General features: G+C 34.6%; 17 protein-coding genes. 9 read left to right on the top strand and 8 right to left on the bottom strand.

Annotation, left to right across the window (positions count from 1 at the left end; translation table 11 throughout):
* Positions 1 to 307 precede the first annotated feature (307 nt).
* The 8 genes from ACFPM4_RS13800 to dnaA form a co-directional block, all read right to left on the bottom strand.
* On the bottom strand, positions 308 to 1,396 hold the full coding sequence (locus tag ACFPM4_RS13800; RefSeq protein ID WP_382352822.1) for an HD-GYP domain-containing protein: 1,089 nt from the start codon (positions 1,394 to 1,396) through the stop codon (positions 308 to 310).
* Between the two features lie 64 nt (positions 1,397 to 1,460).
* A complete protein-coding gene (gyrA, locus tag ACFPM4_RS13795) occupies positions 1,461 to 4,019 on the bottom strand; it encodes a DNA gyrase subunit A (RefSeq protein WP_382352819.1) in 2,559 nt (852 codons plus the stop codon).
* A gap of 198 nt (positions 4,020 to 4,217) precedes the next feature.
* A complete protein-coding gene (gyrB, locus tag ACFPM4_RS13790) occupies positions 4,218 to 6,140 on the bottom strand; it encodes a DNA topoisomerase (ATP-hydrolyzing) subunit B (RefSeq protein WP_382352837.1) in 1,923 nt (640 codons plus the stop codon).
* 189 nt (positions 6,141 to 6,329) lie between these two features.
* On the bottom strand, positions 6,330 to 6,590 hold the full coding sequence (remB, locus tag ACFPM4_RS13785) for an extracellular matrix regulator RemB (RefSeq protein WP_144926173.1): 261 nt from the start codon (positions 6,588 to 6,590) through the stop codon (positions 6,330 to 6,332).
* Between the two features lie 9 nt (positions 6,591 to 6,599).
* A complete protein-coding gene (gene recF / locus ACFPM4_RS13780; protein ID WP_382352815.1) occupies positions 6,600 to 7,718 on the bottom strand; it encodes a DNA replication/repair protein RecF in 1,119 nt (372 codons plus the stop codon).
* A 14-nt stretch (positions 7,719 to 7,732) separates the two neighbouring features.
* On the bottom strand, positions 7,733 to 7,948 hold the full coding sequence (gene yaaA, locus ACFPM4_RS13775) for a S4 domain-containing protein YaaA (protein ID WP_382352812.1): 216 nt from the start codon (positions 7,946 to 7,948) through the stop codon (positions 7,733 to 7,735).
* Between the two features lie 248 nt (positions 7,949 to 8,196).
* Positions 8,197 to 9,333: a DNA polymerase III subunit beta gene (gene dnaN, locus ACFPM4_RS13770; protein ID WP_382352809.1), complete on the bottom strand. Its 1,137-nt coding sequence runs from the start codon at positions 9,331 to 9,333 to the stop codon at positions 8,197 to 8,199.
* Between the two features lie 187 nt (positions 9,334 to 9,520).
* Positions 9,521 to 10,864, bottom strand: a complete 1,344-nt coding sequence (gene dnaA, locus ACFPM4_RS13765) for a chromosomal replication initiator protein DnaA (RefSeq protein WP_144926161.1) — start codon at positions 10,862 to 10,864, stop codon at positions 9,521 to 9,523.
* A gap of 617 nt (positions 10,865 to 11,481) precedes the next feature.
* On the opposite strand from dnaA, the gene rpmH reads away from it, so the two are divergent.
* The 9 genes from rpmH (at position 11,482) to noc (ending at position 21,157) form a co-directional block, all read left to right on the top strand.
* Positions 11,482 to 11,616 (top strand): 50S ribosomal protein L34, encoded by a 135-nt coding sequence (gene rpmH, locus ACFPM4_RS13760; protein WP_144926158.1) that lies wholly within the window; start codon positions 11,482 to 11,484, stop codon positions 11,614 to 11,616.
* A gap of 94 nt (positions 11,617 to 11,710) precedes the next feature.
* Positions 11,711 to 12,061, top strand: coding sequence for a ribonuclease P protein component (rnpA, locus tag ACFPM4_RS13755; RefSeq protein WP_382352805.1), 351 nt, complete (start codon positions 11,711 to 11,713; stop codon positions 12,059 to 12,061).
* Between the two features lie 99 nt (positions 12,062 to 12,160).
* On the top strand, positions 12,161 to 12,952 hold the full coding sequence (spoIIIJ, locus tag ACFPM4_RS13750; protein ID WP_382352802.1) for a YidC family membrane integrase SpoIIIJ: 792 nt from the start codon (positions 12,161 to 12,163) through the stop codon (positions 12,950 to 12,952).
* Positions 12,949 to 13,587: an RNA-binding cell elongation regulator Jag/EloR gene (gene jag / locus ACFPM4_RS13745; RefSeq protein ID WP_382352799.1), complete on the top strand. Its 639-nt coding sequence runs from the start codon at positions 12,949 to 12,951 to the stop codon at positions 13,585 to 13,587. Before spoIIIJ ends, jag begins: the two co-directional genes overlap by 4 nt.
* Positions 13,588 to 13,707: 120 nt before the next feature.
* The gene (locus ACFPM4_RS13740; RefSeq protein WP_382352796.1) at positions 13,708 to 15,597 is read left to right on the top strand and encodes an LTA synthase family protein; all 1,890 of its coding nucleotides are present in this window, start codon (positions 13,708 to 13,710) and stop codon (positions 15,595 to 15,597) included.
* A gap of 271 nt (positions 15,598 to 15,868) precedes the next feature.
* Positions 15,869 to 17,254 carry a tRNA uridine-5-carboxymethylaminomethyl(34) synthesis GTPase MnmE gene (mnmE, locus tag ACFPM4_RS13735; RefSeq protein WP_144926146.1) on the top strand — a complete coding sequence of 462 codons (1,386 nt, stop codon included), beginning with the start codon at positions 15,869 to 15,871 and terminating at the stop codon, positions 17,252 to 17,254.
* Between the two features lie 243 nt (positions 17,255 to 17,497).
* Positions 17,498 to 19,396 carry a tRNA uridine-5-carboxymethylaminomethyl(34) synthesis enzyme MnmG gene (gene mnmG, locus ACFPM4_RS13730; RefSeq protein WP_144926143.1) on the top strand — a complete coding sequence of 633 codons (1,899 nt, stop codon included), beginning with the start codon at positions 17,498 to 17,500 and terminating at the stop codon, positions 19,394 to 19,396.
* A 14-nt stretch (positions 19,397 to 19,410) separates the two neighbouring features.
* The gene (rsmG, locus tag ACFPM4_RS13725; RefSeq protein WP_382352791.1) at positions 19,411 to 20,127 is read left to right on the top strand and encodes a 16S rRNA (guanine(527)-N(7))-methyltransferase RsmG; all 717 of its coding nucleotides are present in this window, start codon (positions 19,411 to 19,413) and stop codon (positions 20,125 to 20,127) included.
* A gap of 163 nt (positions 20,128 to 20,290) precedes the next feature.
* Entirely contained in the window at positions 20,291 to 21,157 is an 867-nt protein-coding gene (gene noc, locus ACFPM4_RS13720; RefSeq protein ID WP_144926137.1) for a nucleoid occlusion protein, read from the top strand.
* Positions 21,158 to 21,526 lie beyond the last annotated feature (369 nt).

The following is a 21,526-nucleotide window of genomic DNA, read 5'->3' as shown; positions in this document are numbered from 1 at the left end:
CCAGCGTTCGTCCTGAGCCAGGATCAAACTCTCATTGAAGTTTGTAGCTCAAAATTGCTGGTCTTACTTAATTATTGTTAACGCTTCGTTTCGTTCAGTTTTCAAGGAACAAATCACTTTGTCGCTCAATGGCGACTTTTCTATATTAACAAAGTTATTATGCTTTGTCAACAAAATATTATTTTTTATTTGTTTGTGCTCTCAAGCACATGTACTAATGTAACACCAATCAGTATGGGATGCAAGGGGTATTTTGAAATTAATTTAAGTCGCGCAATTCTATTATATGCAACAACAATAAAACAAACTAATAGATAACATTTTCAATATATATATCCCTATGATTAATCAAATCCAGTATTTCACCAGTATCATTTATTTTAACCATTGGTCTTGTCGGTAATTCCGGTTTTACAAAAATAATTTTCCCAATATCACCATTTGAAAGAGACACACTAGTCCCTAATGGGAGATTTGTAATAGCTGTGACGAGAATATTTAATACTGAAACATCTAATTTTCCAAACTGATCTTCTTCCATACTTTGTAATACTTTAAAAGGTGATTGTGCTTTTTTATACGGACGCTCAGATGTCATCGCATGATAAATATCAGCTATTGCAATAATTTGTGAGTATTTGTGTACCCTATCCCCTTTTTCTGCAAGTGGATAGCCTGTTCCATCAATTCTTTCATGATGTTGAAGAATCGCAAGTTTCATTTCTGGTTTTAAAAGAGTAATATTTTTTACCATTTGATAGCTATGAATAGGATGCTTTTTTATTTCAGCCCATGACTGGCTAGTTAAACTTTTATCAAAAGAAAGAAGGTTTGGTGGTAGTTTTGCCATCCCACAATCGGCGAGACAACCAGCTAATGCTATTTGAAAGCAATTCCCCTTATTAAGACCTAGTTCCTTTGCTATGTATCCTGTTATTAACCCTATAGCAACCGTATGGTAATAATGATATTCCTCTTTATTTGCATATTGATGAATAGATCTAATCCAACTTTTACTTTTCTGAGAAGCTTCAAATGCCGGACTTAAAATCTCTCTTATCTTCGAGATATTAACTTTCCCACCAGATTGCCAGGTAGTAAATTCATGTTTATATTGCTCAACCGCAAAACGATACTCTTCCACAAATCCTTTCTTAGTAGTTTGTATTGTTTTTTCCCTTTTTGTAACTGGAGCAACTTTCTCATCAATTATAGCTTTCTCACCTGTTACTAACTGCTTTTTTATTTCAATTTCCTTAATAAGAAATGCTCGTAAAATTTCTAACTCTTTCTCTGTAATGACTGTATTCTTTGGAATAATAGGATAACTTGTTTTACCCATCACATCTTTTGTTACGACTGAACCTATTTGTAAAGTTTCTATATTCACTTTCACGTTAATTCCCTCCAAATACAATCATCATATAAACAAAAGGCGCCTTGCCGGCGCCTTTTGCTCTTTACTCTTCCGGATTCTCATCCTTATTCATATCTTCTTCTATAACATTTTCTACTTCTATATCAGTAGACTCTTCGGAATTGTTTTCTTCCTCGGATTCATTCTCATTATCAGTTTCTTCAGTATCAATTTCTTCTTTTTCAACTTTAGCCACTGTTGAGACATATGCTTCTTCTCCAAGTGTCATTAACTTGACCCCTTGAGTATTTCTACCAATAACAGAAATGTCGTTAACGTCCATACGAATCAAGATACCGCCTACTGTAATAAGCATAATATCTTCATCGCCTTTTACAGTTTCAACAGCCACTACAGTACCTGTTTTATCCGTAATCTTACATGTTATTAATCCCTTACCACCACGTGATTGAATGCGGTATTCAGCAGCTGGTGTTCGTTTTCCATAACCATTCTTCGTTACGACGAGAACATCATTGTCTTCTTCAAGGATTTCCATGCCGACTACTTCATCGTCACCTGAAAGCGTGATTCCTTTAACACCAGTTGCAGTACGCCCCATGGATCTAACATCATTTTCATTAAATCTGATTAATAGACCATTTTTCGTACCAACCACTATATCCTTATTGCCATCTGTTAATTGCACTGAAATCAGCTCATCATTATCACGTAAACCAAGTGCAATTAATCCATTATTTCTAATATGAGCAAATGCAGATACTGGTGTTCGTTTTACAATCCCTTGTTTTGTCGCAAAGAATAGATACCAATCTTCTAAATATTCCTCTACGCAAATTACGGTATTTACCCATTCGTCTTTTTCTATTCCTAGTAAATTAATGATTGGTAATCCCTTAGCCGTTCTGCTAAACTCTGGGATTTCATACCCTTTTGCTTTATATACTTTACCTTTATTCGTAAAGAACAAGATTGTATCGTGCGTAGAAGAGGTAATTAAATGTTGAACAAAATCATCATCATTTGTTCCCATTCCTTGCACACCGCGTCCTCCACGTTTTTGGCTACGGTAAGTGGAAATTGGCAATCGTTTAATATAACCATTATGAGTTAAGGTTACAACGATATTTTCTCTTGGGATTAGGTCTTCATCCTCAATTTGTTCAATCCCACCAGAAACAATTTCAGTCCTTCTTCCATCGTCGAAGCGCTCTTTAATTTCTAGTAATTCTTCACGAATAATTTCTAATACTTTTTCTTCATCGGCTAAAATCGCCTTTAATTCTCCAATTAATTGGAGAAGATTTTGATATTCTTCTTCAATCTTTTCTCTTTCTAAACCAGTTAAACGTTGAAGACGCATATCTAGAATTGCTTGTGCTTGTTTTTCTGATAATGAGAATTGCTCCATTAAGCCATTCTTAGCTATTTCTGTCGTTTCTGATCCTCTAATCAATGCAATGATTGCATCAATATGATCTAAAGCAATTCTTAATCCTTCTAGAATATGTGCACGAGCTTCTGCTTTACGTAATTCAAACTCTGTTCTTCTTCTAATAATTTCTTTTTGATGTTCAAGGTAATAGTAGAGGCATTGCTTTAAGTTTAATACTTTAGGTTGTCCATCCACTAATGCAAGCATATTTATACCAAAGTTCGTTTGCATTGCTGTCAACTTAAATAAATTGTTTAAAATTACATTCGCATTAGCATCTCTACGGACCTCAATAACAATTCGCATTCCGTTACGGTCTGACTCATCACGCAAATCTGTAATGCCGTCAATTTTCTTTTCTCTAACAAGCTCAGCAATACGTTCAATTAACTTCGCCTTAACAACTTGATATGGGAGCTCATGAACGAGAATCGTTTCTCTTCCATTCGCTTTTGTTTCAATTTCTACTTTTGCTCTTAATGTAATAGAACCGCGACCTGTTTCATATGCTCTTCTAATTCCGCTCCTACCAATAATAATTCCTGCAGTAGGGAAATCTGGCCCTGGGATATGCTCCATTAGTTCTTGGATCGTAATATCCGGCTCATGACTTAGAGCAAGTAAACCATTGATAACTTCACCTAATTGATGTGGTGGGATATTTGTTGCCATCCCAACCGCAATTCCAGAGGAACCGTTAACTAGTAAGTTCGGGAAACGCGCAGGTAATACAACTGGTTCTTTTTCAGAGCCATCATAGTTGTCTTTATAATCGATTGTATCTTTATTTAAGTCACGTACTAACTCCATAGAGATTTTTGACATTCTTGCTTCTGTATAACGCATTGCCGCAGCAGAGTCACCATCTACAGATCCGAAGTTTCCATGACCATCTACAAGCATATTACGATAGCTAAAATCTTGTGCCATCCTTACCATTGTCTCATAAACCGCTGAGTCACCATGTGGATGGTACTTACCAATAACTTCCCCAACAATACGTGCAGATTTTTTATATGCTTTATCACTTGTCATTCCTAAATCATTCATCGCATATAAAATACGTCTGTGAACTGGTTTTAAACCATCACGTACGTCAGGCAATGCACGTGCAACAATTACACTCATTGCATAGTCTAGAAATGATGTACGCATTTCATGACTTAAATTAATTTCTTTAACATTAGAACTTGGTATTTCAGCCATACCGTTTGGGAACCTCCCTCATAAGAAAGCAATAGGCGTTCGTCTATCAGCAACTAGCAATACGATAATTTAACAAAAAACAATCTATGTCATTCATAAATTAACTTATAAAACTAATGCTGATAGCGCCTAAAGCTAAACATATATAATTTCAATTTTAAGCTATAAACCCTATTTTAAAGTCAAAAGTCTCTAAACTTAAATGTCCAAATTCTTTACATATATTGCATTTTCTTCAATAAATAGTCTGCGAGGCTCTACCTTTTCTCCCATCAACATATCGAAAGTTTGGTCTGCTTCAATTGCATCTTCCAAACTAACTTGAAGCAAGGTGCGAGTTTCTGGATTCATTGTCGTATCCCAAAGCTGTTCCGGATTCATTTCTCCTAAACCTTTATAACGTTGAATACCTGGTTTTGGAACCTGTGGTAACTGTGCTAAACGTTCTTCTAGTTCTTTGTCTGAGTATACGTAATGATCTTTTTTCCCTTGACTGATTTTATAAAGTGGCGGTTGTGCAATATATACATATCCAGCCTCAATTAACGGTCTCATGTATCGATAGAAGAATGTTAATAGTAAAGTTCTAATATGAGCTCCATCGACATCCGCATCTGTCATGGTAACAATTTTGTGATATCTAGCTTTAGATATATCAAACTCTTCACCGATACCTGTACCAAGAGCTGTAATAATTGTTCTAATTTCGTTATTGGATAATATTTTGTCTAATCGAGCTTTCTCGACATTAATAATTTTTCCACGTAAAGGCAAAATAGCTTGGAAATGTCTATCTCTTCCTTGTTTTGCCGAACCACCTGCGGAATCACCCTCAACAATGAATAATTCACTAATTTGTGGATCTCGAGAAGAACAATCTGCTAATTTCCCAGGCAAACTTGAAACTTCTAGTGCACTTTTTCTTCTCGTTAATTCTCTCGCCTTTTTTGCTGCAAGTCTTGCTCTAGCAGCCATTAAACCTTTATCCACAATTTTCTTAGCTAATACAGGATTCTCCAAGAAAATCTTCTCCAAATGCTCTGAGAATAAGGAATCCGTAATGGTACGAGCTTCTGAATTTCCAAGCTTTGTTTTCGTTTGTCCTTCAAACTGTGGATCAGGATGTTTTACAGATACAATAGCTGTCATACCTTCTCGAACATCTTCACCAGATAAATTACTGTCATTGTCTTTGAATATATTACTTTTTCGAGCGTAATCATTTATCACACGAGTTAAAGCAGTCTTAAATCCTGACTCATGTGTACCACCTTCATACGTATTTATGTTGTTAGCAAATGAGTAGAGATTACTTGCAAATCCGTCATTGTACTGCATTGCAATTTCAACATAAATACCTTCTTTTTCTCCTTCAATATAAATCGGTTCATCATGAATAACTTCTTTTGATTTATTTAAATGTTCAACGTAAGACTTAATTCCGCCTTCGTAATAGTATTCATTTCTTCTATTTTCCACTCGTTTATCTTCAATGATTAGCTTTATTCCTCTATTTAAAAAGGCTAATTCTCTAGTACGAGATGCTAATGTATCATAGTCATACTCGATCGTTTCAGTGAAGATTTCTGGATCAGGTTTAAAATGAATGGTTGTTCCAGTACGATCTGTTTCTCCAATTACTTTCAAGTCAAAACTAGGTACTCCACGTTCGTACTTTTGATAATGAATTTGGCCATTCAAATGAACATAAACTTCTAGCTCAGTGGAAAGGGCATTAACAACCGAAGCACCTACTCCGTGTAATCCACCTGATACTTTGTATCCACCACCACCGAATTTACCTCCGGCATGAAGAACTGTTAAAATAACCTCGACTGCAGGTCTCCCCATTTTTTCTTGAATACCAACTGGAATCCCACGTCCATTATCTGTTACTGTAATGCTATTATCCTCTTCAATTGTTAGTATAATTTCATCACAATATCCAGCTAATGCTTCATCAATACTATTATCAACAATTTCCCAAACAAGATGGTGTAGCCCTTTTGAGCTAGTGGATCCAATATACATACCTGGGCGTTTTCTTACAGCTTCCAACCCTTCGAGTACCTGTATCTGATGTTCATCATAAACTTCTTCTTGTAAACCCTTTTGATCCATTGTCATGAAACTCACCTGCTCTTTCAAATTATACATCGCTCTGTTATTCTGCAGTTTCAAGGCTAACTGTGAAGGAATAACAAGCTAATAAAACACCTTATATATAAAAGCTAGTCTATTTTGACTGCTTGATATTGTTAGAGAACGGCTTAAGACCCGCATATCGCGGGCTCCATATATGTCGTTAATCTATAAAATAAATAGCTCTTCATCAGCTAATTTTGTTAATCTTTTTTTAATAGTTCCAGAAGCAATGGGAGATAGGTAAATATGAGACTCCGTTATTACTAAAGATTTGTAATCTGCACCATGCGATAAATCCTCAATTACATCCGCTTTTTTCTGTAAATGTAATTGAATATCTTCAGATGAGTCTACCGTTTCTTTCTCAATAATAGTGATAATATCACTTGCCCAAATCATTACATCTTCCCCAATATGGACATACATCCTATCACCTCAATTCCCTTTCTCCATGAAACCATTACGAACATGAAATGTGTTTGCTTCTTTAAGAGTCTGATGATCAATCCCATCCACTGATGTTGTTGTAACAAAGGTTTGAATCTTCCCCTTAATCGTATTTAACAAATGTGATTGGCGGTAATCATCAAGTTCAGAAAGGACATCATCAAGTAATAATATTGGATATTCATTAATCTCTGAATGTATTAAATCTATCTCAGCAAGTTTAACAGATAGGGCTGTCGTTCGTTGTTGACCTTGAGAGCCAAAAGTTTGTACATCGCGTCCATTCACAAAAAATATAACCTCATCGCGGTGAGGCCCTATCAGACTGACACCACGGTCAATCTCTCGTTGTTGAATTTGGCTAAATTTATTTTCGAATACATCTACCATCTTTGACCAATCTGTGTCTTCCGATACCTCTATAGAAGGCTTATATTTAATACTTAATGTTTCCATTCCTCGTGAAATACCAGAATGTATTGGCTTTGCCCAATTTTCTAGTTTTCGGATAAATTCAAACCGTCGTCTAATTACTTTTATCGCGAGTTCAATATATTGTTCATTCAACACTTCGAGAAAGGTAATATCTTTTTGTTTTTTTATTTGCAATTGCTTTAAATATAAATTCCTTTGTTGGAGTACTTTATGAAATTGACTCATATCATGTAAATAAACAGGGGAAACTTGACCAAGCTCCATATCTATAAAACGTCTTCTTACTTGGGGACTGCCTTTTACAAGGTTAAGATCTTCAGGTGCAAACATAACAACATTCATATTCCCAACATAAGTACTTAACCTTTTTTGTTCAATATGATTAAATTTTGCTTTTTTACCTTTTTTTGACACAGTTAATTCTAATGGAACCGAACTGTGTGCTTTTTGCAGCCTTCCCATTATTTTAGCATATTCTGTATCCCAACGTATTAAATCTTTGTCATTAGATGTCCGGTGTGATTTTGCCATTCCTAATACATATATAGATTCTATCATATTCGTTTTCCCTTGGGCGTTTTCACCTAAAATAACATTTACGTTATTTTCAAAGGAAACCGATAGCTTTTCGTAATTTCTATAATTTTCCAACTGTAATTCTTGCAAATACATGAAGTCAACATCCTTCACCGAACAATAATAAACGTACCTATTCCTTCGATCTCAATTTTATCATGAACTGCGAGTTTACGACCTCTTCTCTGGTCTTGTTCGCCATTAACAAATACATCGTGTTCACTCAAAAACCATTTTGCCATTCCGCCAGATTGAATAACATCAGCTAATTTTAAAAATTGGCCTAGTGTGATCGTATCTGTGTCAATTTGAACTTTAATTTCCACATTCTCACTCTTTCCATGTTTAGTTACTATCTATATTTTACTAAACATTAGAAGCTTTTACAAAGAAATGTAAGAAGAAATGCGAAAGCGACAAATGAATACGGAATCATTACTTACTGTGGTTAAAATAACTAGTAAAACTTGAACCAAAATACTTATATAAAAGTAAAAAGCCGAACTAACTTGAAGTAATTCAAGAAATAGTTGGCTTTTACTTTGTTTTTATCATTTAGTTCTAGTTTTCTAACTTAAAATGTTCTTACTGGAAGAATTAATTGTAATATCGATTCATCATTTACCGAACGAATAATAAAAGGTCTCATCGCTCCTGTAAAGCTAATCACAATGTCACCATCTTCTAAAGCTTTTAGAGCATCCATCATGTATTTTGCACTGAAGGAGATTTTTAACTCTTCACCTGTTATAGATTCACATTGAACTTGTTCTACTACATTTCCAATTTCAGGCGTGGTAGATGATATTTCAACAGAATTTCCTTCTAAAGTTGCAAGTTTTACTACATTATTCCTTTCACCACGTGCTAGTAATGAGGCACGATCGATAGAGTGAAGGAAATCTTTCACATGCAATGTAATATCTGTTTTACTTTCTTGAGGAATTAATCTGGATGTATCAGGATAATTTCCTTCTAATAATCTAGAGAAAAACAATAAATGTTTAGATTTAAATAAGATTTGATTCTCTGTAATAACTATTTCAACTAAGTCATTTGAATCATCTAAAATCTTACTTAATTCCAGTAAGCTCTTACCTGGAATTACAGCTTGGACATTTTCAGAATCATCTAAAGTGATAGGAACAGATCTCCTTGCTAAGCGGTGACTATCTGTACCTGTACAAACAAGTAGCCCATTTTCAATTTGCCAGTTTACACCTGTCAAGATGGGGCGTGTTTCTGAGGTGGACACTGCAAAAACGGTTTGTCTTATTAACGATTTAAGTAAATCTGTAGCAATTGTAAAAGTTTTATCTTCTGCAATTTGTGGTAGATGTGGATATTCATCAGGATCCAATCCATTTAAATTAAATTCTGCTTTTCCAGATTTAATAATTGTTTGACGATGATTCACAACTTCAAATTCAACTGTATCCATTGGTAGCTTTTTAACAATTTCACCAAAGAATTTTGCATTTAATACGATTCCACCAGTTTCTTTAATTTCTACTAGTTCATCTCCAGCTTCCTCTTTTGGAATAAAAGATTCTATTGAAATATCAGAATCGCTTCCTGTAAAAGTTAATCCTTCTTCAGATGCAACAATTTTAATCCCTGTTAATATTGGAATAGTAGTTCTTGATGATACTGCCTTCATTACATCTTGAACACTATCAACTAGGTGATTTCGTTGAATGATGAATTTCATGCTCCGTTTCCTCCGTACATTTAATTTATTTTGCATGCATATTTATATTTTTTTAAAATAAAATTCGTAGTAATAGTAATAGGGCCTGTGAATATGTGGATAAGTCTGTGTATGAATGATTTTTACTAAATATCCACATGTGGACATGCTGTGCATATGGATGTTCCGGTTATGCACAATATCCCCATTATTGATTTTTTAATGAATTACGAATTTCATCTATTTTAGATTGTAACTCGCTATCAGTTTCTATTAGGTTTGAAATTTTTTCATGTGCGTGAATAACGGTAGTATGGTCGCGCCCACCAAACTCTTCCCCTATTTTTGGTAACGAGAAGTCAGTCATTTCTCTTGATAAATACATGGCAATTTGTCGTGGGAATGCGATTGATTTAGTTCTTTTCTTCGCTTTAAAGTCTTCTAATTTCACATTAAATTCAGCACCAACAGCTTTTTGAATATCCAAGATAGTAACCACTTTTGGTTTTGAACTTGGAATAATGCTTTTAAGTGCTTCTGCAGCTAAATCAGCATTGATATCTTTATTGATGAGTGATGAATAAGCGACAACTCTAATAAGTGCGCCTTCCAATTCTCGAATATTCGTATCAATTTGATTTGCGATATAAAGCATTACTTCATTTGGGATATCTAACCCATCCGCTTTTGCTTTTTTTCGTAGAATTGCAATTCTTGTTTCTAAATCTGGAGGTGTAATATCTGTTATTAGTCCCCATTCAAATCGTGATCTTAAACGATCTTCCAAGGTTGGAATTTCTTTTGGAGGACGATCACTTGCAATTACAATTTGCTTACTTTCTTCATGAAGTGTATTAAAAGTATGGAAAAATTCCTCTTGAGTCGATTCTTTTCCTGCTAGGAATTGAATATCATCAATAAGTAAGATATCGACATTTCGATACTTATTTCTAAAATCTACAGCTTTATTATCTCGTATGGAATTGATGAATTCATTTGTAAATTTCTCTGAGGATAAATAGACTACCTTTGCAGTGGGATTATGTTCCAAAACATAATGACCGATCGCGTGCATTAAGTGTGTTTTTCCCATACCTACTCCTCCATAAATAAATAGAGGATTATATGCGTTAGCCGGTGCTTCTGCTACAGCTAGTGATGCAGCATGGGCAAAACGATTCCCTGCTCCAATAACGAAAGTATCAAACGTATATTTTGGATTTAGTATGCTTTGGTAGGACTCACCATGTGTGTCTTTCTCCGCTTTCTTTACAGGAGGTAAATCTGTAAGTTCTTCTTCCTGTTCAGGTGGAACAATAAATTTCACATCCAGTTGCTCACCAATTATTTCGTATAGAAGCCCAGAAATTAATTGGGTATATTGGCCTTCTAACCAATCACGCGCAAACTCATTAGGCGCGGTTATTATCATCGTATCTTTCTTAAGAGCATGTGCTTTTGTATTTTTCAGCCATGTATCAAAACTAGGCTTACTGACCTTTTTTTCAACTTTACTCAGGACTCGCTCCCAAAGATCAGCTATATTTTCCAAACCCTTACCTCCCTTGCAATTTCCATAACCGGTCTAGCTGTTATATAACTGTTTTACACAAAATAAAGGATAATTAATAATTATACATATCTATGAATGTGGAAAAATATATAATAAGGTAGAAAAACAGATTTCGACAATATCCACTAATTGTGGACAAGTTTATTCAAGGGTACTGGATAAACTATCCACAAGATATCCACAATTTGTGGATAAGAGTATTTTGTGGACAAAGTATTCAGAGTGAAAACACAATAATCATAACAAATAATACTAAGGTTCGCAATGGATAATCTAAATTATCCACAATACTAATATACTGGGTATTAAAATTACCCACAAGAGATTAATTTGTGAAAAAACTGTCGATATGTGTTGTGGATAGTTTTTATTATAAAAAAATTATCCACAAGCTTATATTTTTAGTGGAAAGCACTGCTGTTCTGGAAGATTTTTTTGTCATTACATTCTGTTCAAAAAAATGAAGAACTATCTAATATGTATAATCTGATTTTCTACTGTCGAATGAGGGGGTTGACATTGATATGTCGTATCTTTATAATTACCTAGTATGTCTGTAAGTGAAATTTTGTTTTACCCTCGGGGAGGTGTCATACATGAAAAGAACATTTCAACCAAATAAACGTAAAAGAAGCAAAGTACACGGTTTCCGTGCGCGTATGAGCTCAAAAAATGGCCGTAGAGTATTGGCTGCACGTCGTCGCAAAGGAAGAAAAGTGTTATCAGCGTAGACCACTGAAACGTCTCAGTGGTCTTTTTTTCTATGGAGTGATAGATGCGAGCGGATTGTAACATCGAAAAAACCGATTATTTGTAGGTGAAAGTATGAAAAAAACGTTTAGAATCAAAAAAAGTAATGATTTCCAAGCCGTTTTTAGAAGAGGTAAATCGGTAGCTAACAGACAATTTGTTCTATATACGTTAAAAAAAGAGGAGCAACGTCATTTTCGGATTGGGTTATCTGTCAGTAAAAAGATTGGAAACGCAGTCAAACGCAACCAAATTAAACGCTATATTCGACAAGTTTTCCAAGAGCTTTCTGATCAAGTTGATCCTACGAAAGATTATGTAATTATAGCAAGAAAACCAGTTTCTGAAATGGATTATCATTCTGTGAAGAAAAGTTTAGAACATGTATTAAAGCTGAGTAAAAATATAGATATGAAAAAAAGATAAAAATATCATGTTTTAATATAAAAGTATTAGTGAAAAATGGTAAAATAGCGAAAGAGTGTACATATCGTGATTTTTGAGAAAGCAGGGAGGATAACTGGCTTGAAAAAGAGAATATTATTAATATCAGCAATTCTCGGACTTGTACTGATAATGGCAGGGTGTGCAACGCCTGATAACCCTAATTATATTACATCAGAAACTACTGGGTTTTGGAGTAAATATATTGTATGGCCTTTATCATGGTTAATGACAGAAGTAGCTAACTTATTTGGAGGAAGTTACGGTATATCCATTATTATTGTAACATTACTTCTTCGTCTAGCAATTTTGCCGTTAATGATAAAGCAAACTAAAAATTCAAAAGCAATGCAGGCAATACAACCTGAAATTCAAAAGTTAAGAGAGAAATATAGTTCAAAAGATGCTAAAACACAACAACAACTACAGCAAGAAACAATGCAATTATTCCAGAAATATAATGTAAATCCGCTAGCTGGGTGTTTTCCGTTATTAATTCAAATGCCTATATTAATTGGATTTTATCAAGCAATTATAAGAACGGAAGGAATTGCAACTGGTGGAGAATTCCTATGGTTTGATCTTGGTGCACCAGATCCACTATATCTGTTACCAGTAATCGCTGGATTAACAACTTTCTTACAACAAAAAATTATGATGTCTGGGCAACCAAATGCAAATCCACAAATGCAAATGTTACTTTATATTATGCCAGTCATGATTTTAATCTTTGCAATCAACTTCCCAGCAGCACTAGCTTTATACTGGGTTGTAGGAAATATATTTATGATTATCCAAACATATTTTATTAAAGGTCCAAATGAAGCAAAGGTACAAGCAAAAGATGGAGGAGCGGGGGGAGCTAAAAAGTGAGAGAAATCACTGCTACAGGACAAAATGTCGAAGAAGCAGTAGAATCCGCACTTGCTCAACTAAAAGCAACGAGAGAACGCGTAGACATAAGTATTGTAGATGAGGGGAAACGGGGACTGCTTGGTCTGTTTGGTTCAAGGCCTGCTATTGTAAAAGTAACTCTTAAGCCTGATGCAATTGAATCAGCAAAGAATTTTTTACAAACAGTTCTTGAGAATATGGAAATAGATGCGGACATTAAAGTAGTAAAAGAAGATGATCGTAATGTAGTTTTCCATATTACTGGCGAAAAAATGGGACTTTTGATTGGGAAAAGGGGACAAACGATTAATTCGCTGCAATATTTAACACAACTTGCAGCAAATCGTCATTCTCAACATTATGTAACCATTATATTAAATCCAGAAGATTACCGTGAACGTCGGAAAGAAACTTTAATTCAATTAGCTGGACGACTTGCATCTAAAGCACATCATTTAAAAAAGCCTGTATCGTTAGAACCGATGCCGAATTATGAGAGAAAAATAATTCACACAGCTTTAGCAGAGAACCGTCATGTTCGAACGGTATCTGAAGGGGAAGAACCAAATCGATATGTAGTTATAAAACCAAAAAGAGAGAACCTTTTATCATAATGATGAAAGGTTCTTCTTTTTTAGGAAACTTAACATAAGTATAGGGACAGGGACTCACTGAGAAATGATAATATTCGAATAAATTAATGTACCACTGCAATAGTTATAGTGATAAAATAAATGAATATAACAAATGATGGAAGTGAAGATATGGGGATTTTTGCATTAAAGAAAAATAAACAGAATAATAATATGTTCATTTATATAACAGCGACTATATTACTATGGCTAAAATTATGTATCATTTATACTTTTGTATTTAAAGTATCCGTACAATCTTTTGGACAAGGGATTGTATTACTGGTAACTACATTTGGATCGATTGCTTGTATTCTTGGGATAGGATTTTTATTTAAAAAGTCTCCTGCTAGAACAAGGGCTATTTTTATTATTCATTTTATTCTCACCGGGATACTTTACGGGAATATTTTATATTATCGATTTTATATTGACTATGTAACAGTCCCTGTTTTATTTCAGTTTCAGAACGTCGGTGGACTTAGTCAGAGTACACTAGAACTGATTAAGTATTACGATATTTTTATGTTTGTGGATACAATTATCCTACTATTAATTATTATTAGAAAGCTTTCACCAAATGTATCTTTTGATTTCTTAAAGAAATATAAAGGGAGGATTGCTTTAGGATTAGCAGTTATTCCACTTCTACTTAGTATTATGATCAATACTGGCTTTTGGAATAAAGCGTACGATAAGGAATTAATAGTAAAGTCGTTAGGTCTCTATTACTATCATGCTTTTGATATATATCAGAATTCCATGGCGTCTGTGTCTGGAGTATTAGCGGATGGTAAAGAGTTAGATGAAATTGAGCAATATGTTCATGAAAAACGTGGAAATAGTAACCTTTCAGATTTACATGGAGTCGCGGAAGGGAAAAATGTTATTCTTATTTTTTTGGAGTCGACACAAGCCTTTGTAATGGACAGATCCTTTGATGGCCATGAAGTTACACCATTTTTAAACGAATTAAAGGAAGATAGTTTATACTTTCCAAATTTCTACCATCAAACAGCACAAGGAAAAACTTCCGATGCAGAGTTCATAATCGATAATAGCCTTTATCCATTAACTGGTGGTTCCGTATTTGTGCGGAAACCGGATAATGATTTTATTGCAACACCACATCTTTTAGATGATTACCATTATTTTTCAGCTTCTTTTCATGGGAATTATCCGCAATTTTGGAACCGAACCAATATGTATGACTCATTAGGGTATGATTATTTCTTTTCAAAAGAAGATTACAATGTTACGGAAGAAAACTCTATTAATTACGGATTGAAAGATATACCATTTTTTGAACAATCATTACCACATTTACAATCATTACCTGAACCGTTTTATGCAAAAATGTTAACTTTAACGAATCACTTCCCGTTTTTATTAGAGCCGGAGGACCAATTTATTCCTGAATTAAAAACGGAAGAGGGAGTAGTAAATCGCTACTTTACTACAGTCCGCTACGAAGATGAAGCGATAAAGCGATTCTTTGATAAAATAAAAGGTTCAGAGTTATATAATAATAGTATTTTTGTACTAGTAGGCGATCATTATGGAATATCAAACAATTATGATACTGCTTTAAGTGAAGCGTTGAATCGGGAATTTAGTGTAATAGATCAAATTGAGCTACAAAAGGTACCATTGATCATTCATGTCCCAGGAGAAGAAGGGAAAGTGATTGAATCAGTAGGTGGTCAAGTTGATTTAAGAGCGACTATATTAGATTTACTTGGAATAGAAGATAATACATTATCTTTCGGAATTAGTTTATTATCTGATTACGATGACCGTTTAGTTATTTTTAGAGATGGAACATTTTCTACAAACAAATATATTTATATTGAAGATGCTTGTTATAGTAAAGAAACGGCAAAAAAAGTAAAGAGAAACTATTGCTCTCCATATTTCAATCAAGTACAAACAGAATTAACTTATTCGGATCAAATTATATATGGAGATCTTTATAGATTTATAGAAGACTAAAGCTTTTAAGCTGAAGTCTTCTTTTTTTTTTGTAATAAAATCCAGATAGTGTTCTTACATCGTCGAGATATTGTTATTCACATGTGGATAAGTTAAAATAGTACTAATGGTTTTTTGGGATTGTGGATAAAAAAATTTCCAATTTAAAAAATCACTTTTGTGGATAACGAAATTTTGATATTCTATTATTTTGGAGATAATGATAATCTCTCAATAAAATATAATAAGTAAATTTATATATAGAAGATGGAAAAGAAGAGAGGTGATAATAATGGAATTTGATACAATAGCAGCAATTTCTACACCAATGGGGGAAGGAGCAATTGCCATTGTACGCTTAAGTGGTGATGAGGCAATTGCTATTGCTGATAAAATATTTAAAAGTCCTAATAATAAAAGTTTACTTGAAGTACCAACACACACAATTCATTATGGGCATATAGTAGATCCGAAATCAAAAGAGGTTGCTGAGGAAGTAATGATTAGTGTGATGAAGGGACCTCGAACTTTTACTAGAGAAGATGTAGTGGAAATCAACTGCCATGGTGGCCTTGTTTCTGTTAATCGTGTGTTGCAACTCGTATTAAATGGAGGAGCAAGACTTGCTGAACCTGGTGAATTTACGAAACGAGCATTTTTAAATGGGCGTATTGATTTGTCACAAGCAGAAGCTGTAATGGATTTAATTCGTGCAAAGACAGATCGCGCAATGAATGTAGCATTAGGTCAAATGGAAGGACGTTTGTCTAAACTAATTGCGACATTACGACAAGAAATTTTAGAAACAGTTGCCCATATAGAGGTAAATATCGATTATCCAGAATATGATGATGTCGAAGAAATGACACATCGAATTTTGGTGGAAAAAGCCACTTATATAAAAGGGGAACTAGAGCGGCTCTTGCAAACATCACAGCAAGGAAAAATTTTACGTGAAGGCTTGTCAACTGTTATTATCGGTAGACCGAACGTAGGAAAGTCTTCATTATTAAATAGTCTTGTCCAAGAAAACAAAGCGATTGTGACAGATATACCTGGTACAACACGTGACGTTATTGAGGAGTATGTAAATGTTCGTGGTGTTCCATTAAGGCTAGTTGATACAGCTGGTATTCGTGAAACAGAAGATATTGTGGAAAGAATCGGAGTAGAACGATCCAGAGAAGTATTAAAGAAGGCTGACTTAATCTTGCTAGTATTAAATTCTGCTGAGGAATTTACCGAAGAAGATAAGCAATTATTTGCTGCTACTAGTGGAATGGACGTTATCGTCATTGCCAATAAAACAGATTTACCACAAAAGATAGATTTAGATGAAGTACGTGATTTCGCAAGTAATAGAACAATCGTAACGACATCTTTACTTGAGGAAAAAGGGATAGATGACCTGGAACAAGCAATTGCAGATATGTTCTTCCAAGGTCAAATTGAAGCTGGTGATATGACTTACGTATCAAATAGCCGTCATATTGCACTTCTTCATCAAGCATTACAAGCGATTGAAGATGTATTAAATGGAATTGATTTCGGTACACCGATTGATATTATTCAAATTGATTTAACAAGAACATGGGAATTACTCGGAGAAATTATTGGCGATACTGTAGAAGAAAGCCTAATAAATCAGTTATTCTCACAATTCTGCTTAGGGAAATAGTTTTTAGTTATTAACTTATTGTTAAGTTAAAACTTTATTTCTATTTCCTATTATGTACGGTTGATTGAGCGGATGTACACGAGACTCCTGCGGGAACAGCACGAGCCAAAGATCCACTTGGCAAAGCGGTTTTCTTTGCCAAGTTAGCTGAGGCCGTGCCCGCGGAAAGCGAGTGTACAGGAGCGAAAATCAACAACAGAGTTTAACAGAGCTAATTTTTAAAAATCAAGGAGGTTTAACCATATGCAAACTTATGAAGCAGGCCAATATGATGTCATTGTAGTTGGTGCAGGCCATGCTGGAAGTGAAGCCGGTCTTTCAGCAGCGAGAATGGGTGCTAAAACACTCATGCTAACGTTAAACCTGGATATGGTAGCATTTATGCCATGCAACCCATCTATTGGAGGTCCCGCTAAAGGTGTAGTCGTACGGGAAATTGACGCACTCGGCGGTGAAATGGCTCGAAATATAGATAAAACATATATACAAATGCGCATGTTGAATACTGGGAAAGGTCCAGCTGTTCAAGCATTACGTGCCCAAGCGGATAAATTCCAATATCAACATGAAATGAAGAAAACACTTGAAAACCAACCTAATCTTACATTACTTCAAGGAATGGTAGAACAACTAATCATTGAGGATGAAGTATGTAAAGGGGTTGTTACAAAGACAGGTGCTATCTACCGTGGGAAAACAGTTATCATTACAACTGGTACTTTCCTTCGCGGAGAGATTATTTTAGGTGAATTGAAGTATTCAAGCGGTCCTAATAATCAACAACCATCTATTAAGCTTTCAGAACATCTAGAAGAGCTTGGATTCGAATTAGTTCGATTTAAAACAGGTACACCACCACGTATTAATGGAAATACAATTGATTATAGTAAAACAGAGATTCAACCTGGCGATGAAGAACCTCGCGCATTTAGTTATGAAACAACGAAATATATTACGGATCAATTACCATGTTGGTTAACATATACGAACTTAGAAACTCATCAACTAATTGACGAAAACTTGCATCGTGCACCAATGTTTTCAGGAATGGTAAAAGGAACAGGTGCGCGTTACTGTCCTTCTATTGAAGATAAAGTTGTTCGTTTTAACGATAAGCCAAGGCATCAAATCTTCTTAGAACCAGAAGGGCGAAATACAGATGAAGTGTATGTACAAGGTCTATCTACTAGTTTACCAGAAGAAGTACAACATCAAATTATCGCTACTGTACCTGGTCTAGAAAATGCAAAAATGATGCGTCCTGGCTACGCAATTGAGTATGATGCCATTGTTCCAACACAATTATGGCCAACTCTAGAATCGAAAAAAATTAAAAATTTGTATACAGCAGGTCAAATTAATGGGACTTCTGGATATGAAGAAGCAGCTGCACAAGGGATTATTGCTGGAATTAACGCTGCTCGCAATGTTCTTGGTAAAGAAGAGGTTATTTTAAGTAGATCAGATGGTTATATTGGTGTATTAATTGATGACTTAGTAACAAAAGGGACAAATGAACCATATCGCTTGTTAACTTCAAGAGCAGAATATCGTTTATTACTACGTCATGATAATGCAGATCTTAGGTTAACAGAAATTGGCCGTGAAATAGGTCTAATATCTGATGAACGCTATGAAAAATATACGAAGAAGAAGAATGCTATAACAAAAGAAATTGAACGACTACGTACTACAACATTAAAACCTAACGAAAAAACGCAAGCGATGATTGAGCAAGCTGGTGGAAGTCTCTTAAAAGATGGCATTAAAGCAGCGGATCTATTGAAACGTCCAGAAATGTCTTATAAACAAATTAGTGAGTTAACACCTCCTGAAGAAGAGTTACCACAAGATGTAGTAGAACAAGTAGAAATTCAAATTAAATATGAAGGATATATTGAAAAATCACTTCAACAAGTAGAGAAGCTTAAAAAGCTAGAAAATAAAAAAATTCCTGAAGACATCGATTATGATGCAATTAATGGAATTGCAACAGAAGCTCGACAAAAATTAAACAAAGTACGTCCGTTATCAATTGCCCAGGCATCGCGAATTTCAGGGGTGAATCCTGCAGATATATCCATTTTACTTGTTTATATTGAGCATGGGAAAATAGCGAAGGTTTCTGGAGAAGCGCAATAAGGAATGAATGGTTAATGAAAGTAGATCAATTTACAACGTTATTAGCAGATAAAGGGATAATTTTAGATCAAATCCAACTACAAAAGTTCGAAAAATATTATCAACTTTTAGTAGAATGGAATGAAAAGATGAATCTAACCGCAATAACAGACAAAGAAGAAGTGTATTTAAAGCATTTTTATGATTCTATTTCTGCTGCATTCTATGTGGACATGAACAAGTCCATAACCTTATGTGATATTGGAGCTGGAGCGGGATTCCCAAGCATACCTTTGAAAATTTGTTTTCCGGAGCTAAATATCACAATTGTAGATTCATTAAAGAAGCGTATTACGTTTTTAGAGCATCTTGGAGAAGAATTAGAGTTAGAGAATGCGCAGTTTTTCCATGATCGTGCTGAAACCTTTGCGAAACAATCAAGTTTCCGGGAACAATTTGATATGGTAACTGCTAGAGCTGTGGCTAGAATGTCTGTACTAAGTGAACTCTGCTTACCACTTGTAAAGATTGGTGGTCAATTTGTTGCAATGAAAGCTGCAAATGCAGAGGAAGAATTGAAGGCTGCTGGAAAAGCCATCACCCAATTAGGTGGCAATCTTTCTACAGTATATTCTTTTACATTGCCTTTTGAAGAAAGTGACCGTAATATTATTGTTATAAACAAAGTAAAGAAAACACCTAATAAATATCCAAGAAAACCAGGAACACCAAATAAATTGCCACTTGAATAAATTATTGGTATGTATTTTTTGTGAAAAACCCTGTGATGAGAAGGATATTGGAAATAAAAATAGAATGTTGTAATAAGGGATATTTACTAACAGTAGGGATGTTTTTTTACATTCCTACTTTCAGATAACATTAAGGGAGTTTCTATTAAGGTGGTGTAGAAGGATGAAACATCCTTTCTCTCGTTTTTTTGGTTTAGGAGATAAAGAATTGCCGGTAGATAAAGAAGATATGGCAGATGAGGTTGTCGTTGATAGGGATGAAGTAAGAAAAATTCCTGTAAATCAAATGATACCTAACCGTTTCCAACCAAGAACAATTTTTGATGAAACGAAGATTGAAGAATTGGCAAGAACAATCCATACACATGGTATTATTCAGCCAATTGTTGTAAGAGAACTAGAAGATGGTAAATATGAAATTATTGCTGGTGAACGACGTTTTAGAGCTGTCCAATCGTTAGGTTGGGAAGAAGTCCCAGTCATCGTTAATAATCTAAGTGATACTGAAACTGCTTCTGTTGCATTAATTGAGAATTTACAGAGAGAAGAATTAACGCCAATAGAAGAAGCAATGGCATATGGAAAATTATTAGAGCTTCATAATTTAACACAGGAAGCATTAGCTCAACGATTAGGAAAAGGGCAATCAACTGTTGCAAACAAGCTCCGATTATTAAAGTTGCCAATGGAAATTCAAGAGGGTCTATTACAAAAGAAAATTACAGAACGACATGCACGTGCACTAATTCCTTTAAAAGACCCGGAAAAGCAAATTCAACTGATGAATATGATCATTGAGAAAAACTTAAATGTAAAACAAACAGAAGATCAAGTTGTTAAAATGCTTAGTAAAGGGGAAAAACCTAAAACAAAAAGGCGTGCAATTAGTAAAGACATGCGGATTGCATTTAATACAATTCGTCAGTCATTATCTATGGTTGCTGATAGTGGCATTAAGTTAAAATCTCAAGAAGAAGAATTTGATGATTACTATCAAATCACAATAAAAATCCCAAAGAAAAAGAAATAGAGCAATTATTTTTATAATAGATAACTAGTTACGTAGGAAATGAGAAACTTGTTAAAAAGTTTCTCATTTTTTAATAGAAGGCTCTGTTAAAGTTCATTGTTGTTAACAACTTAGTTGATTGTAGCGGATGTACACGAGACTCCTGCGGGAACAGCACGAGCCGAAGACCCACTTGGCAAAGCGGGTTTTCTTTGCCAAGTTAGCTGAGGTCGTGCCCGCGGAAAGCGAGTGTACAGGAGTGAAAATCAACAACAGAGTTTAACAGAGCTTAATAGAAAAACCGTCTTTAAAAAACTTTTTTTTCTACAAACAGTAATTTAACAAAAATATTTGTTAAAATAGAATACATGATTGCTATTTTTGAAGTTA

The sequence above is a fragment of the Lederbergia graminis genome (genome assembly GCF_042655485.1).
In the GTDB taxonomy this organism is placed as follows: Bacteria; Bacillota; Bacilli; order Bacillales; family Bacillaceae_C; genus Lederbergia; species Lederbergia graminis.
The sequence above is the reverse complement of the archived record's forward strand: the minus strand, read 5'-3'. Positions and strand labels throughout refer to the sequence as shown.